This window comes from Streptomyces durmitorensis (assembly GCF_023498005.1).
GTDB classification, from domain to species: Bacteria; Actinomycetota; Actinomycetes; order Streptomycetales; family Streptomycetaceae; genus Streptomyces; species Streptomyces durmitorensis.
This window is the reverse complement of sequence record NZ_CP097289.1, coordinates 1,847,205-1,862,126: the sequence shown is the minus strand read 5'-3', so window position 1 is coordinate 1,862,126 and position 14,922 is coordinate 1,847,205. Positions and strand designations below refer to the sequence as shown.

Here is a 14,922-nt window from a genome sequence, read left to right as displayed (position 1 = left end):
CACTCAGATCACTCCGTTCGACTTGAGCAGGCGCAGTTCCTCGTCGCCGAGGCCGAGCTCACCGACGAAGACCTCCGCGTTGTGCTCGCCGAGGAGCGGCGAACTGACCACGTTCACGGGGGAGTCCGACAGCTTCAGCGGGGAGCCGACCGTGGTGAAGGAGCCGCGCTGCGGGTGCGCGACCTCGACGACCATCTCGTTGGCGGCCAGCGAGGCGTCCTCGATGATCTCCTTGGTGGAGAGGATCGGGCCGCACGGGATGTTGTGGGCGTTGAGCCGCTCCAGGACCTCCCACTTGGGGAGCGTGGAGGACCACTCCTCGATCAGCTGGAACATCTTGCCGAGCTTGGGGAGCCGCGACTCCGGAGAGGCCCACTCGGGGTCCTGCGCGAGTTCGGGACGCCCGATCAGCTCGGTGAGCGGCTGCCAGCCCACGGGCTGCACGATGACGTACACGTAGTCGTTCGGTCCGCCCGGCGCGCACTTGACCGCCCAGCCGGGCTGACCGCCGCCGGACGCGTTGCCCGAGCGCGGCACCTCGTCCCCGAAGTCCTCGTTCGGGTACTCGGCGAGCGGCCCGTGCGCCAGGCGCTGCTGGTCGCGCAGTTTGACCCGGCACAGGTTGAGCACGGCGTGCTGCATGGCCACGTTCACGCGCTGCCCGCGACCGGTGTTCTCCCTCTGGAAGAGGGCGGCGAGAATCCCGGCCACGGCGTGGATGCCGGTCCCGGAGTCACCGATCTGGGCGCCCGTGGCGAGCGGCGGACCGTCCTCGAAGCCCGTGGTCGACATGGAGCCGCCCATGGCCTGCGCCACCACTTCGTAGGCCTTGAAGTTGGTGTAGGGGCCGTCTCCGAAGCCCTTGATCGAGGCGTAGACGATCCGCGGGTTGATCTCCTGGATGCGCTCCCAGGTGAAGCCCATCCGGTCCACGGCGCCGGGGCCGAAGTTCTCGACCATCACGTCGGAGCGGCGGATCAGCTCGGTGAGGAGCTCCTTGCCGCGCTCGGTCTTGGTGTTGAGGGTGATGCTCCGCTTGTTGCAGTTGAGCATCGTGAAGTAGAGCGAGTCGACGTCCGGGAGATCACGCAACTGCTTGCGCGTGATGTCCCCGGAGGGCGCCTCCAGCTTCACCACGTCCGCACCGAGCCAGGCGAGCAGCTGGGTGGCGGAGGGCCCGGACTGGACGTGTGTCATGTCGAGGACGCGTACGCCCTCAAGAGCCTTGGTCGTCATCGCGCGGGCTCCTCACTTGTACATGGTCTGGTTCATGGTTCCGGGGGCGTACGCGTCCGGATCGACCCATACGTTGATGAGCGAGGGCTTGCCGGACTCGCGGGCCCGCTGGAGCGCGGGGCCGATGTCGGCGGGGTCGCGGACCTCTTCGCCATAACCGCCCAGCATCTGGGCGAACTTGTCGTAGTGGACGTCACCGAGGGTGTTGCCGATCCGCTGGCGCTCCTCGCCGTACTTGGCCTTCTGGCCGTAACGGATCTGGTTCATCGAGGAGTTGTTGCCGACGATCCCGACGAAGGGCAGGTTGTAGCGGACGAGCGTCTCGAAGTCCCACCCGGTCAGCGAGAAGGCGCCGTCTCCGAAGAGGGCCACCACCTCCTTGTCGGGCCGCGCCTGCTTGGCGGCGAGCACGAAGGGGATGCCGACGCCGAGCGTGCCGAGCGGGCCCGGGTCCATCCAGTGGCCGGGCGACTTGGGCTGTACGACCTGACCGGAGAAGGTGACGATGTCGCCGCCGTCGCCGATGTAGATCGAGTCTTCGGTAAGGAAGTCGTTGATTTCGCTGACGAGGCGGTACGGGTGGATGGGCGAGGCGTCGGACTTGAGGTTCGGCAGCCGCTTCTCGATGGCCGTCTGCTCGGCGGCGCGCAGCTCGTCGATCCACTCCTTGCGCTTGGACGCGCCTCCGTTGAGCCGTCCTGACGCCGCCTCGGTGACCGACTTCAGGATCAGTCCCGCGTCACCGACGATGCCCAGGTCGATGTCCCTGTTCTTGCCGACGGTGCGGTAGTCGAGGTCGATCTGTACGACGGTGGCGTCCGGGGAGAGCCGCTTGCCGTAGCCCATGCGGAAGTCGAAGGGCGTCCCCACGATGACGATGAGGTCGGCGTTGGAGAAGGCGTACCGCCGTGAGAGCTGGAAGTGGTGCGGGTCCCCGGGCGGCAGGGTGCCGCGGCCCGCGCCGTTCATGTAGGCGGGCACGTTCAGGGTCCGCACGAGCTCGATGGCGGACGCGGTGCCGCGCGTCGTCCACACCTGGCTGCCGAGCAGGATCGCGGGCTTCTCCGCGTGCACGAGCAGGTCGGCGAGCTTCTCGATGGCTTCTGGATCGCCGGCCGAGCGCGTGGAGGCGCGATACTGCCCTGCCTGCGGCACCCGGGCCTTGTCCACCGGCACCTTGGCGTCGAGCACATCGCGCGGTATCTCCAGGAAGGAGGGTCCTGGAGCGCCGTGGTAGCACTCGCGGAACGCCATCGACACCATGTCCGCGGCGCGCGCCGTGTCCGGCACGGTCGCGGCGAACTTGGTGATCGGCGTCATCATGTCGACGTGCGGAAGGTCTTGAAGTGACCCCATCTTGTGCTGGGTGTGGGCTCCCTGGCCGCCGATCAGCAGCATGGGGGACTCCGCGCGGAAGGCGTTCGCGACGCCCGTGACGGCGTCGGTGGTTCCCGGCCCCGCCGTCACCACGGCGCATCCCGGCTTTCCGGTGAGGCGCGCGTAGCCGTCGGCCGCGTGGGCGGCGACCTGCTCGTGGCGTACGTCGACGACATCGATCCCCTCGTCGACGCAGCCGTCGTAGATGTCGATGATGTGGCCGCCGCACAGGGTGTAGATGACCTCCACACCCTCTGCTTTGAGTGCCTTGGCGACCAGGTGCCCACCGGAGATGTGGGTCTGGTTCGTGTCGCTGCTGCCGTCGGGCATGGCGAAGTCCTGTCCCTTCGTAGGGGAGTTGGAGCGCTCACACACGCTCACACGCTGCTCGGAGGTGCTCTCGCGGTAGATTGCATACAGTCGACGAATACTGTATGAAGCTTGTTATCCCGCATCCGGTGGGTGGTGTCCAGGGGGCGTGCGGCACTTTTCGGGGGTCCGGGGGTCGCTCCCCGGATCGACACAGCGGTCAGGAGCCGGAATGGACCTGTTCGAGCACCAGGCAAGGGAACTCTTCGAGGAATACGGCATCTTGGTGCCGCAAGCAGAGGTCGCCGACACGGCGAAGGAGGCACGCGCGGGCGCCGGACGCCTGGGCGGCCGCGTCGTCGTCAAGGCCCAGGTGAAGACCGGCGGACGCGGCAAGGCGGGCGGCGTCAAGGTCGCCGCCGACCCGGCCGCCGCCGAGATCACGGCACGCCAGATCCTCGGCATGGACATCAAGGGCCACACCGTGCACAAGGTGATGCTGGCCCAACCCGTCGAGATCGACAGCGAGTTCTACGTCTCGTACGTACTGGACCGCGCGGCGGGCCGCTTCCTCGCCATCGCGTCGGCCGAGGGCGGTATGGAGATCGAGGAGGTGGCGGCGAGACGCCCGGAGGCCGTCGCGCGCGTGGAGATCGACCCGGCGGCAGGAGTGGACCAGACGAAGGCGGCCGAGATCGCCGCAGCGGCGGGACTTCCCGAAGCGACCGCGGACGTCCTGGTCAAGCTGTGGCAGGTGCTGATCCGCGAGGACGCGCTCCTCGTCGAGGTGAACCCCCTCGTCCGTACCGCCCAGGGAGAGATCCTCGCCCTCGACGGCAAGGTCACCCTGGACGACAACGCCCGATTCCGCCAGGCGCGCTGGGGCGCCGACGACTCCGCGCACGACGACCCGCTGGAGTCGGCGGCCGCGTCCAAGGGCCTCAACTACGTGAAGCTCGACGGCGAGGTCGGCATCATCGGCAACGGCGCGGGCCTCGTCATGTCCACCCTCGACGTGGTCGCGGGCTGCGGCGCGCGCCCCGCGAACTTCCTCGACATCGGAGGCGGCGCCTCCGCCCAGATCATGGCCGACGGCCTCTCCGTCATCCTCTCCGACCCCGCCGTCACATCCGTCTTCGTCAACGTCTTCGGCGGCATCACGGCATGCGACGCCGTCGCCGACGGCATCGTCCAGGCCCTGGAATCGGTCCAGTTGACCAAGCCGCTCGTCGTCCGACTCGACGGCAACAACGCCGTCCGCGGCCGCGCCATCCTCGACGAGCGCGCCCACCCCCTCGTCCAGCAGGCCACCACCATGGACGGCGCCGCGCGCCGCGCCGCCGAACTCGCCGGTCACACCAACGCAGCCTAAGGAGCCGGGACATGGCGATCTATCTCACCAAGGAGAGCAAGGTCCTCGTCCAGGGCATGACCGGGGCCGAGGGCATGAAGCACACCCGCCGCATGCTCGCGGCGGGCACGGACGTCGTGGGCGGCGTCAACCCCCGCAAGGCCGGCCGCATCGTCGACTTCGACGACCGCGCCGTCCCCGTCTTCGGGTCCGTACGCGACGGGATCAAGGCCACGGGTGCCGACGTCACCGTGGTCTTCGTGCCACCCGCCTTCTGCAAGGCGGCGGTCACCGAGGCCGCCGACGCCGGGATCGGCCTCGCGGTGGTCATCACGGAGGGCATCCCCGTGCACGACTCCGTCGCCTTCCACGCGTACGCCAAGGAGCGCGGCACCCGCGTCATCGGCCCCAACTGCCCCGGCCTCATCACCCCGGGACAGGCCAACGCGGGCATCATCCCCGCCGACATCACCAAGTCCGGGCGCATCGGCCTGGTCTCGAAGTCCGGCACCCTCACCTACCAACTCATGTACGAGCTGCGCGACATCGGCTTCTCCACCTGCGTCGGCATCGGCGGCGACCCCGTCGTCGGCACCACGCACATCGACTGCCTCGCCGCCTTCGAGGACGACCCCGACACCGAACTGATCGTCCTCATCGGTGAGATCGGCGGCGACGCGGAGGAACGCGCGGCCGCCTACATCCAACGGTCCGTCACCAAACCCGTCGTCGCCTACATCGCCGGCTTCACCGCCCCCGAAGGCAAGACCATGGGGCACGCGGGAGCCATCGTCTCGGGCTCCTCCGGCACCGCGCGCGCCAAGCAGGAGGCGCTGGAGGCCGCGGGGGTGCGAGTCGGCGCCACCCCGACGGAGACGGCCCGCCTCGTTCTGAACCGGATGGGGGAGTGATGTCACTCATAGGTGACGGGCCCTGACTGCACTAGCGTCCCCCAGCACACACGCGGACCGCGAACCGAGCGGCGCCGCGCGAGCCATGCACCCCCGCCCCGACTGTGCACCGTGAGCGGAGACACCGAATGGCACCCACCCTCACCAACCCCCTTGTCCTCAAAGCCGGTACGGCCTGGGCCGACGCCTGGCGGCGCTGCCTCGCCGTCGCGCCCGAGGCCTTCCGCGACGACCGCGTCCTCAACCTCTGGAACGGGACCTGGCAGGCGGACGGCCGGACCCTGCCCGCCACGTCCCCCGTCGACGGCAGCCCCATCGCGGGCCCGCCGCGCCTCGACGCCGCCACCGCCCACCAGGCCGTACGCGCCTCGCTCGACCAGCACCGGGCCTGGCGCCACGTCGCGCTGGAGGAGCGGCGCGCACGCGTCGCCGCCACCCTCGACGCCCTCACCGAACACCGCGAACTGCTCGCCCTGCTCCTGGTCTGGGAGATCGGCAAGCCCTGGCGGCTCGCCCAGGCCGATGTCGACCGGGCCATCGACGGCGTGCGCTGGTACGTGGAGGGCATCGAGCCGATGGTGGAGGGCCGGACCCCGCTGGACGGTCCGGTGTCCAACATCGCCAGCTGGAACTACCCGATGAGCGTGCTCGTTCACGCGGTGTTGGTACAGGCACTCGCGGGCAACGCGGTCATCGCCAAGACCCCGACCGACGGCGGCGTCGCCTGTCTGACCCTGGCGTGCGCCCTGGCCGCCCGCGAAGGGATCCCCGTCACCCTCGTGAGCGGCAGCGGGGGAGAGCTGTCCGAAGCGCTGGTCCGCGCACCGGAGATCGGCTGCGTCTCCTTCGTCGGCGGACGTGACACGGGCGCGGCCGTCGCCACCGCCGTCGCCGACCTCGGCAAGCGGCACATCCTGGAACAGGAAGGACTCAACACCTGGGGCATCTGGAACTACAGCGACTGGGACGCGCTCAGCGCCGTCATCCCCAAGCTCTTCGACTACGGCAAGCAGCGCTGCACGGCGTACCCGCGCTTCGTCGTCCAGCGGGGCCTCTTCGACGAGTTCCTCGCCGCCTACCTCCCCGCCGTGCGCACCCTCCGTGTCGGCCACCCCCTGGCGGTCGAGCACGCCGAAGACCCGTTCCCGCAACTGGACTTCGGGCCACTGATCAACGCGGCCAAGGCCAAGGAGCTCGGCGACCAGGTGACGGAGGCGATCGACCGCGGCGCCGTGCCGCTTTACCGCGGCGCTCCCGCGGCGGACCGCTTCCTGCCGGGCCAGGACACGGACGCGTACGTCCACCCCGTGACGCTCCTCAATCCGCCCCCGTCGTCGCCGCTGCACCACGCGGAGCCGTTCGGCCCGGTCGACACCATCGTCCTGGTCGACACGGAGGCAGAGCTGCTCGCCGCCATGAACGCGTCGAACGGAGCACTGGTCGCCACGCTGTCGACCGACGACACCGCGACGTACGACCGACTCGCCCCGCAGATCCGCGCCTTCAAGGTGGGCCACGGGAAACCGCGCTCGCGCGGTGACAGGGACGAGCTGTTCGGCGGCTTCGGCGCGTCCTGGCGCGGCGCGTTCGTCGGCGGTGAACTGCTGGTGCGGGCGGTCACGCACGGCCCGGCGATGGAGCGGCCGCCGGGGAACTTCCCGAGCTATCACCTGATGGCGTGAGCCCGGTTGCGGCAGGGGATCGGGTGCCTAGCCGATGCCCTGCCGGTCGGGCAGCAGCGCGAAGGCACGGTCCGCGGCCTCCGGAACCGTACGCTCCACCGCCTGCGCGAGCAGCTCGCGGTGGCGCAGGAGCGGCTCCCTGCGCTTCTCGGGCGCGAGCCGTAGCAGATCGTCGAGGCCGGCCAGCATGCGCCGGATGACCTGCGGATTGCCGACCGCGCACCCCCGGATCTCGGCGAACCCGAGATCCACCAGGGCCGTCCAGTCCGGCACGGGCTGCACCATCCGCACCACCCCGCGCCGGTCGCGGTGGCGCAGGGCGCCCAGTGGATACCCGGCCACCGACGCCAGGATCTGGATGATGCGGTCCAGGGCCTGCACGGCGGTGGTCGGGTCGTTCACCGCGGGGGACAGGGCCCGCAGGGCGATGTCGGCGAGCTGGCGAAGACCGAAGCCGAGGTCTTGGTGGAAGGTGCGCTCCACACCCACGGAGAACGTGTACCGCAGCGCGCTCCGTGACGGCGCCGCCCCGCCGTGCACGGTGAACACCGGGGTCCCCGGCACCACGAAGTCCCCGATGCGCGGCAGCAGCCGCAGCACCACGCCGTGCCGCCTCGCGGCCCGCACCACCCGGGCGATGTGCACGTCCCGCAGCACTCCGGCGCGTCCCTGGTGGGTGATCCGTGCGGTCGCGGGTCCGAGGCGCTCGTCGTCCACCGCGCCTTCGGGCGGGTGCTTCACGGCCACGCGGAACGACTCCCGGGCGATCCGGTCGATGACGAAGCTGATCCGCATCATGCGCAGGGTGCCGTTCACGTACGCGACGAACAGGAGCAGGCTCAGGAAGACCATCGCCATGGCCAGGATCGACTCGATCAGCGGCACATTCGTCAGCAGGCGCGGATCGCTCTCGCTGTCGAACGACGTCAGCGTCATCAGGGAGAAGAGGAACGTCGCGAGGAACACGGTGAGCGTGATCTTGGTGATCCGCGATCGGACGTACAGCCGCACCACCCGCGGGCTGAACTGCCCGCTGGCCATCTGCACGGCCACCAGCGAGATGCTGAAGACGACGCCGATGAAGGTCATCATCGCCGAGCCGATGGTGCTGATCACCACCTTGGTGTCCTCGGCGATCTGCATCAGGCTCTTGATGGTGTCGTAGTCCCCGTCCTCCTGCGCCGCCGCCACGATCTGGCTGTCCAGCTCCGCAGCGGCCACCCACAACACCATGGCCCCCACGAGCCCCGCGGTCGGCGCGAACCACATGGTGTCCCGCAGATGCTCGCGCAACGGGGACAGCAGCCGAGGCCGCCGCACCTTCGCGTCACCGAGCACTCCAGTAATCAGCCCGTCACTCATGGTGAGACTGTAGATGCGGCGGTGCGGGCCGCCGGGCATCGCCCCGGCGGCGTGCGGATATGCAGGTGAAAGGCACTCCGAAAGCTTGGTATTGTTGTCCATGTCGCCGCGGGGAACACCCCGCGAACGGCAGACACCTAGTCCGGGTGGCGGAATGGCAGACGCGCTAGCTTGAGGTGCTAGTGCCCTTTATCGGGCGTGGGGGTTCAAGTCCCCCCTCGGACACAAGATGAAGTACGTGGACGGTGCTGACCGAGTCTCGGTCAGCACCGTCCACGTTTTCGTGGTCGCTCTTCAGCCCCACGCGGCCAGGAGGCGTCAGGCCGGCTGTGCGGAGGCGTGCGACGCCGGGATCTCGGCGGTGTGGGGGTAGGCGGCCGCCCGGTGCTGGAACGAGAGGATCTTCGGGTTCAGGATCACGCCGTCCTGGATCTCGATGGCGTTCTTGATCGTGGCGTCGGTCTCCCACGACGCGGGGCCGGCCATGACCTTGCGCAGGTAGGGGAGGAGCGCGTCGCTGTTCTCCCACGTGGCGGAGTTCCACAGATGCGACGGGCTGTGATCCACCCCGTAGTAGTGGCAGCCCGGTCCCACCAGGTGCATCGGCTCGCCGAAGGTCGTCGGACGGGCCCATTCGAAGCCCATGCCCTCGTCGCAGGAGACGTCGATGAAGAAGGTCCCCGGCCGGAACAGGGCGAGTTCCTGGTCGGTGACGAACATCAGCGGCGCGTCGGTGTCCTGCCGTATGCAGTTGACGATGATGTCGAACCCGGCGAGGTACTCCGCGAGCGGCATGGCACGGGGTTCGGTGAGGGCCTGGAGGCGGGAAGGATCGCCCTCCTGCTCCGCGAAATGGCCCATCACGACCGACGGCATCGGTGAGGCCACCGCCGCGGCGGCGCGCTGGGTGAGCACCGTGACGTCGGAGACCCCCATCGCGCCCAGGCCGGTGACCGCTCCGCGCGCCGTGGCGCCGAAGCTGATGACCACCGCACGCAGGCGTCGCCCGTAGCTTCCCGTCAGGCCCCCGAGCTGCAGGGCGTGCAACACCGAGCAGTAGCCGGCGAGTTCGTTGTTCTTGTGGAACACGTGGACGCTGAAGGCGCCCGTGGACGTCCAGTGATTCATGGCCTCCCAGGCGATGAGGGTCAGCCGTCGGTCGATGGCGATCTGCGTCATCTTCTCGTCCTGGACGCAGTGCGGCCATCCCCACAGGACCTGTCCCTCGCGCAGCCCGGCGACGTCCTCGTGCATCGGCTTGGGCAGCGTCACGATGTCGCACTCGGCGAGAAGCCGCTCGCGGGGGTGCAGCCCGGCGACAAGAGGGCGCAGCGCCTCGTCGTCGATGCCGAACCGCCTGCCGTAGCCCTCTTCGAGGAAGATCTTCTCGCGTACGTCCGAGGGGATCCGGTGGAGGTGGCCGGGGTGCAGCGGCAGCCGGAACTCGTTCTCCTTGTGCGAGGAGGCGAGCACTCCCAGACTCTTCAGGCCCATGAACTTCCTGTCATTGAGTTGTTGTTGTTCGTGTTGTTCTAGTTGTTCTTGTTGTCGCCGCCGCGTCCTACGGGGGCGGGGGCACGTGCCTGCGCATGCGCTCGGCCAGGGGAAGGGGAGGCTCGTCCAGGCCGGTGACCGACCCGGTGGCCATCCGTGCGCACGTCCCGTGGCAGGCGAGCAGTTGCTTGTCGTCGCGGTGGGAGACCACCGCCTCCTCACCGTCGTGCGCCTGGCGGAAGTCGGCGCCGCACACGGAGCAGGCAAGGCCGGAGAGCATCTCGGCGGTCGGTTCGGAGCGACCGCGTCGGCGCCCGGAGATCGAGTCCTGTGAATACATGCGTCCCGCATCCTCTTGATCGGTCGAGGGCGTGTGAGGTGCCGGAGTTCCTCGAGAAGCCCCGGGAACGAGGAGTGCGGCTACTGCGGGGCGCGCGACGGAATACGTACGGTGGCGCGACAGTTCGAGCAGGGCAGCATGGGGCGGCTCATTTCTGGCCGGACAAGAGTGCTCCGGCATTGCCGTTCCCCGAGGGCGACGCCGAAACGGATGACGGCGTGCGAGGTGCGCTCGGTGCTGTAACCGTACCCCGCCCGGGCCCGCCCAAGAGCCGCCCAAGAGGTGAGGGCACGCGCCCCTGTCTGTCGGCAGGCGCGTGCCCGTGGTGGGTCAGGCCGTGGCCTCGGACGCCGGGCGCGGTTCGATGTCCGTCTCGGGGTCCGTCTCGGGCGCTTGGGAACCGGCCTCCGCCTCCCGTACGGGAATGAACGCCGCGACCACCGCCGCCGCGAGGCCCACCCCGCAGCCCATCAGCATGGCGGCCCGGAAGCCGTTCTCCGACGGCAGGAAGTGGCCGCCGAAGTCCGTCGTCATCTGGGCCAGGACCACGCCGATCACGGCCGCCGCCGCGGAGCTGCCGATCGAGCGCATCAGGGTGTTGAAGCTGTTGGCCGACGCGGTCGCCGACTGCGGCACCGCGCCCATGATCAGGGCGGGCATGGCTCCGTACGCGAGGCCGACGCCCGTGTTGCAGATGAGCGTCACGACCAGCAGGCCCCAGGTCGAACCCATCAGGAGCAGGGAGGAGCCGTAGCCGAGAGAGATGACCAGGGCTCCGACCGACAGCGTCACCTTGGGGCCGCGGGCCGCCGAGAGCTTGGCGCCGAGCGGTGCGAGGGCCATCATCATCAGGCCCGCGGGTGCCATCCACAGGCCCATGGCCATCATCGACTGGCCCAGGCCGTAGCCGGTGGCCTCGGGCAGCTGGAGCAGCTGCGGGACGACCAGCGACTGGGCGTACATCGCGAAGCCGACGAGCACCGAGGCCGCGTTGGTCATCAGGACCTGCGGGCGGGCGGTGACGCGCAGGTCGACCAGCGGCTCGCTGCTGCGCAGCTCCCACCGGCCCCAGGCCAGCAGGACGACGACGGCGGCGGCGAAAAGGCCGAGCGTGGTGCCGCTCGTCCAGCCCCAGTCGGAGCCCTTGGACACGGCGAGCAGCAGGCAGATGAGACCGCTGCCCAGGCCGATCGCGCCCAGTACGTCGAAGCGGACCGAGCCGGTGCCTACCCGTCCCGCGGGCACGAACAGCCAGGCGAGGAGGGCGACCAGGAGGCTCAGGGCGGCGGCGACCCAGAACAGCACGCGCCAGCTCGCGTTCTCGGCGACGGCCGCGGAGAAGGGCAGGCCGAGCGCGCCGCCCACACCCATGGACGCGCTCATCAGGGCGATGGAGGAGCCGAGCTTCTCCGGCGGCAGCACGTCGCGCAGGAGGCTGACGCCGAGCGGCACCACGCCCATGCCCAGGCCCTGGAGGCCGCGGCCGACGATCATCGGCACCACGGATGAGGCAAGCGCGCAGACCACCGAACCCGCGACGAGCGGGAGCACGGAGACGAGCAGCATGCGCCGCTTGCCGTACATGTCGCCGAGCCGCCCGGCCACGGGCGTCGCCACCGCCGCCGAGAGCAGCGTGGCCGTGACCACCCAGGAGGCGTTCGACGGGCTGGTGTCGAGCATGACGGGCAGGTCGCCGATTAGGGGCACCACCAGCGTCTGCATGATCGCGGCCACGATGCCCGCGAGAGCGAGTACCCCGACGACGCGCCCAGGGCGTACATCGGGCTTCGAGCTGACCACTGGCTTCTCCCTTGGTTCTGCCGGACGGCCCCCGGACGACTTCCGGGCGGCTGCCGGATGATCGCGTGACCTGACGGCCATCGCGATTTGCACTATACATAGAGCATGCATGATGCACATGCCTAGTACGATGGCTCCATGGACACATCCGGTCGTCGCATCGACAAGCCTGTTGGAAGCAAGGACAAGCCCGTCGGGCAGGTCGAGTTCGAGACGATGCTGCTAGGACGTCACTCGCACCTGTTCAACCCCCGCACACGCTCCTCCGGCGGGCGCCTCGACCGCAGCGCGTACATCCTGCTCAGCCGCATCCAGATGGACGGCCCGATGTCCATCGGCCAGCTCACCGACGCCTTCGGCCTCGACGCCTCCACCCTCAACCGGCAGACCGCGGCGATGCTGCGCGGCGGGCTCGTCGAGCGCATCCCCGACCCCGACGGCGGCATGGCCCGCAAGTTCCGCATCTCCGCCGAGGGGGCGCGGCAACTCGACGCCGACCGCTCCGAGTACACCCAGGGCCTGGAGAAGGTACTGGACAGCTGGTCGGCGCAGGACGTGGCGACGTTCGCCGGCTTCCTGCAGCGCTTCAACAGCGACATCGAGCGCCTGGAAGGACACCCCTGGCCGCGCCCCTGAACCGCTCCGGTGCGCGCCGTTCCGATCCACGCCGCTCCGGTCCGCGCCGCTCCGGTCCGTAGGGGCGGACGTACTCCCCGCGGATGAGGTCGCGAGGGCGTGTACTGCCAGGTCAGTACGCCGGATTGTCATCAGGCGCACGACGACCGGACCCCCGTTTCCCGAGAGCCTGTGGAGGTACCCGAGACCAGATCTGGAGACCTCTGCCCGTGGCTACTCTTCTCTATCGCCTTGGCCGTCTGGCCTTCCGGCGGCGTTGGTACGTCGCCCTGCTGTGGGCGGCGGTCCTCGGTGCCGTCGGCCTCGGCGCTGTCACGGCGCCCGCCGCCCCCGACGAGGGCAACTCCATGCCGGGCATAGAGTCCCAGGAGGCGTTCGACCTGATGGAACAGCGCTTCCCCGGGGCCGCGGCCGACGGTGCGAGCGCGCGGATCGTCTTCACCGCCCCGGACGGACAGAAGGTCACGGCGACCGAGAACCGCGCGGCCGTCGAGAAGTTCGTGGACGAGGCGGCCGACGGTCCCCAAGTCGCCCGCGCCGCCGACCCGTTCACGTCGCGTGCGGTGAGCAAGGACGCCTCGACGGCGTACGCGACGATCACGTACGGAGTGAAGGCCGACGACCTCACGGACCAGAGCAAGACGACGCTCGGGAACGCCATGGACGAGGCCCGGGACGCGGGCCTGACCGTCGAGGCGGGCGGAAACGCCCTCGCGAGTCAGCCCGCGGCGGGCGGTGCCGCCGAGGGCATCGGTGTCGCCATCGCGGCCGTCGTCCTGCTGATCACCTTCGGCTCGCTGGCCGCGGCCGGGCTTCCGCTGCTCACCGCGATCATCGGCGTCGGCGTCAGCATGGCCTCGATCCTGGCCCTGGGCAGCGCCCTCGGTCTCTCCGCGACGACCGGCACCCTCGCCACGATGCTCGGCCTCGCGTGCGGCATCGACTACGCCCTGTTCATCGTCTCCCGCTACCGGGAGGAGCGGGCCAAGGGGCACGCGCCCCAGGAGGCGGCGGGCCTGGCCGCGGGCACGGCCGGTTCCGCCGTCGTCTTCGCGGGGCTCACGGTCGTCATCGCGCTGGCGGGCCTCTCGGTGGTCGGCATCCCGATGCTGACCAAGATGGGACTTGCCGCAGCCGGGGCGGTCGTCATCTCCGTCGTCATCGCGCTCACCCTCGTCCCCGCCCTGCTCGGCCTCTGGCCGAACGCCGTCCTCTCCCGCTCCATCCGCAGGCGCGGCAGGGAGAAGGGGAACGGCGAGCGCAACGGCGGCAGCCGCTGGGCCCGGTTCGTCCTGCGCCGCCCCGTCCCCGTGCTCCTCGCCTCGGTCGCGGGCCTGGGCGCGCTCGCCCTGCCCGTGCTCGACCTCCAGCTCGGCATGCCGGGAGACGAGGCCAAACCCACCTCGACCACGGAACGCCGCGCCTATGACGCGCTGGCCGACGGCTTCGGCCCCGGCTTCAACGGACCGCTGACCATCGTCGTCGACGCCGAGCGCGCGGCCGATCCGAAGGCGGCGGTGGCCAAGGTCGAGCAGCGGATCGGTGCCACGAAGGGGGTCGTCTCGGTGTCGGCGGCGCAGTTCAACCCCGCCGGAGACACCGCGATGTTCACCGCCGTCCCGGCCGACGCCCCCACCGACCAGAAGACCAAGGACCTCGTCCACACCATCCGCGACGACCGCCCCGCGGTCGAATCCACCACCCAGGGAGCCACCTTCGAGGTCACCGGCTCCACCGCCATGAACATCGACATGGCGCAGAAGGTCCAGGACGCCCTCCTCCCGTACCTCGCCGTCGTGGTGGGCCTTGCCGTGCTGCTCCTGATGGTGGTCTTCCGCTCCGTCCTCGTGCCCGTCAAGGCGGCACTCGGCTTCCTTCTGTCGGTCGGCGCCGCCCTCGGCTCGGTCGTCGCGGTCTTCCAGTGGGGCTGGGGCGCCGAACTCCTCGGCGTCGAGCAGACCGGGCCGATCATGAGCATGATGCCGATCTTCCTGGTGGGCATCGTCTTCGGACTCGCCATGGACTACGAGGTGTTCCTCGTCGCGCGGATGCGCGAGGCGTACGTCCATGGCGACCGGCCGGGTCAGGCCGTCGTCAGCGGCTTCAGGTACAGCGCCCGCGTCGTGGTGGCCGCCGCGCTGATCATGATGGCCGTGTTCTCCGGGTTCATCGGTGCCGGTGAATCAATGATCAAGACGATCGGCTTCGGCCTCGCGGTGGCCGTCCTGTTCGACGCGTTCGTCGTCCGCATGGCGCTCGTCCCCGCCGTCCTCGCCCTGCTCGGCAAGGCGGCGTGGTGGCTGCCGCGCCCACTGGACCGGCTGCTGCCCCGCGTCGACGTGGAGGGCGAGGCGCTCGGCCGGCGGGCCGCGGGCCTTCCTGTCCAGGACGACACGGCCGACCGCGAGTCGATACGCGTCTGAC

General features: G+C 69.9%; 11 protein-coding genes and 1 tRNA gene. 6 read left to right on the top strand and 6 right to left on the bottom strand.

Annotated elements, in window-relative coordinates:
• Nucleotides 1-3: 3 nt before the first annotated feature.
• On the bottom strand, nt 4-1,236 hold the full coding sequence (gene frc / locus M4V62_RS08565) for a formyl-CoA transferase (RefSeq protein WP_249586635.1): 1,233 nt from the start codon (nt 1,234-1,236) through the stop codon (nt 4-6).
• A gap of 12 nt (nt 1,237-1,248) precedes the next feature.
• Entirely contained in the window at nt 1,249-2,943 is a 1,695-nt protein-coding gene (locus M4V62_RS08560) for a thiamine pyrophosphate-binding protein (RefSeq protein ID WP_249586634.1), read from the bottom strand.
• 211 nt (nt 2,944-3,154) lie between these two features.
• Between M4V62_RS08560 and sucC the strand changes: the two genes are divergently transcribed.
• The 3 genes from sucC to M4V62_RS08545 all read left to right on the top strand — a co-directional run bounded on the left by sucC (nt 3,155) and on the right by M4V62_RS08545 (nt 6,866).
• Nucleotides 3,155-4,294 (top strand): ADP-forming succinate--CoA ligase subunit beta, encoded by a 1,140-nt coding sequence (gene sucC, locus M4V62_RS08555; RefSeq protein WP_249586633.1) that lies wholly within the window; start codon nt 3,155-3,157, stop codon nt 4,292-4,294.
• Nucleotides 4,295-4,305: 11 nt separating this feature from the next.
• Nucleotides 4,306-5,184, top strand: coding sequence for a succinate--CoA ligase subunit alpha (sucD, locus tag M4V62_RS08550; protein WP_249586632.1), 879 nt, complete (start codon nt 4,306-4,308; stop codon nt 5,182-5,184).
• 128 nt (nt 5,185-5,312) lie between these two features.
• Nucleotides 5,313-6,866, top strand: a complete 1,554-nt coding sequence (locus tag M4V62_RS08545; RefSeq protein ID WP_249586631.1) for an aldehyde dehydrogenase family protein — start codon at nt 5,313-5,315, stop codon at nt 6,864-6,866.
• Between the two features lie 27 nt (nt 6,867-6,893).
• Here M4V62_RS08545 and M4V62_RS08540 read toward each other — a convergent pair whose 3' ends face one another.
• Nucleotides 6,894-8,228 carry a DUF2254 domain-containing protein gene (locus tag M4V62_RS08540; RefSeq protein ID WP_249586630.1) on the bottom strand — a complete coding sequence of 445 codons (1,335 nt, stop codon included), beginning with the start codon at nt 8,226-8,228 and terminating at the stop codon, nt 6,894-6,896.
• 140 nt (nt 8,229-8,368) lie between these two features.
• On the opposite strand from M4V62_RS08540, the gene M4V62_RS08535 reads away from it, so the two are divergent.
• Nucleotides 8,369-8,453 (top strand) — tRNA-Leu (locus M4V62_RS08535).
• A 93-nt stretch (nt 8,454-8,546) separates the two neighbouring features.
• On the opposite strand, the gene M4V62_RS08530 is transcribed toward M4V62_RS08535, so the two are convergent.
• The 3 genes from M4V62_RS08530 to M4V62_RS08520 all read right to left on the bottom strand — a co-directional run bounded on the left by M4V62_RS08530 (nt 8,547) and on the right by M4V62_RS08520 (nt 11,982).
• On the bottom strand, nt 8,547-9,722 hold the full coding sequence (locus M4V62_RS08530; protein WP_249586629.1) for a N(5)-(carboxyethyl)ornithine synthase: 1,176 nt from the start codon (nt 9,720-9,722) through the stop codon (nt 8,547-8,549).
• Nucleotides 9,723-9,789: 67 nt separating this feature from the next.
• Nucleotides 9,790-10,062: a hypothetical protein gene (locus tag M4V62_RS08525; RefSeq protein WP_249586628.1), complete on the bottom strand. Its 273-nt coding sequence runs from the start codon at nt 10,060-10,062 to the stop codon at nt 9,790-9,792.
• Between the two features lie 330 nt (nt 10,063-10,392).
• Nucleotides 10,393-11,982, bottom strand: a complete 1,590-nt coding sequence (locus tag M4V62_RS08520) for an MFS transporter (RefSeq protein ID WP_425575033.1) — start codon at nt 11,980-11,982, stop codon at nt 10,393-10,395.
• A gap of 18 nt (nt 11,983-12,000) precedes the next feature.
• Here M4V62_RS08520 and M4V62_RS08515 point away from each other — a divergent pair, with 18 nt between their 5' ends.
• Together M4V62_RS08515 and M4V62_RS08510 are read left to right on the top strand one after the other, a co-directional pair.
• Nucleotides 12,001-12,498 carry a MarR family winged helix-turn-helix transcriptional regulator gene (locus tag M4V62_RS08515; RefSeq protein ID WP_249586626.1) on the top strand — a complete coding sequence of 166 codons (498 nt, stop codon included), beginning with the start codon at nt 12,001-12,003 and terminating at the stop codon, nt 12,496-12,498.
• A gap of 209 nt (nt 12,499-12,707) precedes the next feature.
• A complete protein-coding gene (locus M4V62_RS08510; protein ID WP_249586625.1) occupies nt 12,708-14,921 on the top strand; it encodes an MMPL family transporter in 2,214 nt (737 codons plus the stop codon).
• The last annotated feature ends 1 nt before the right edge of the window (nt 14,922 follow it).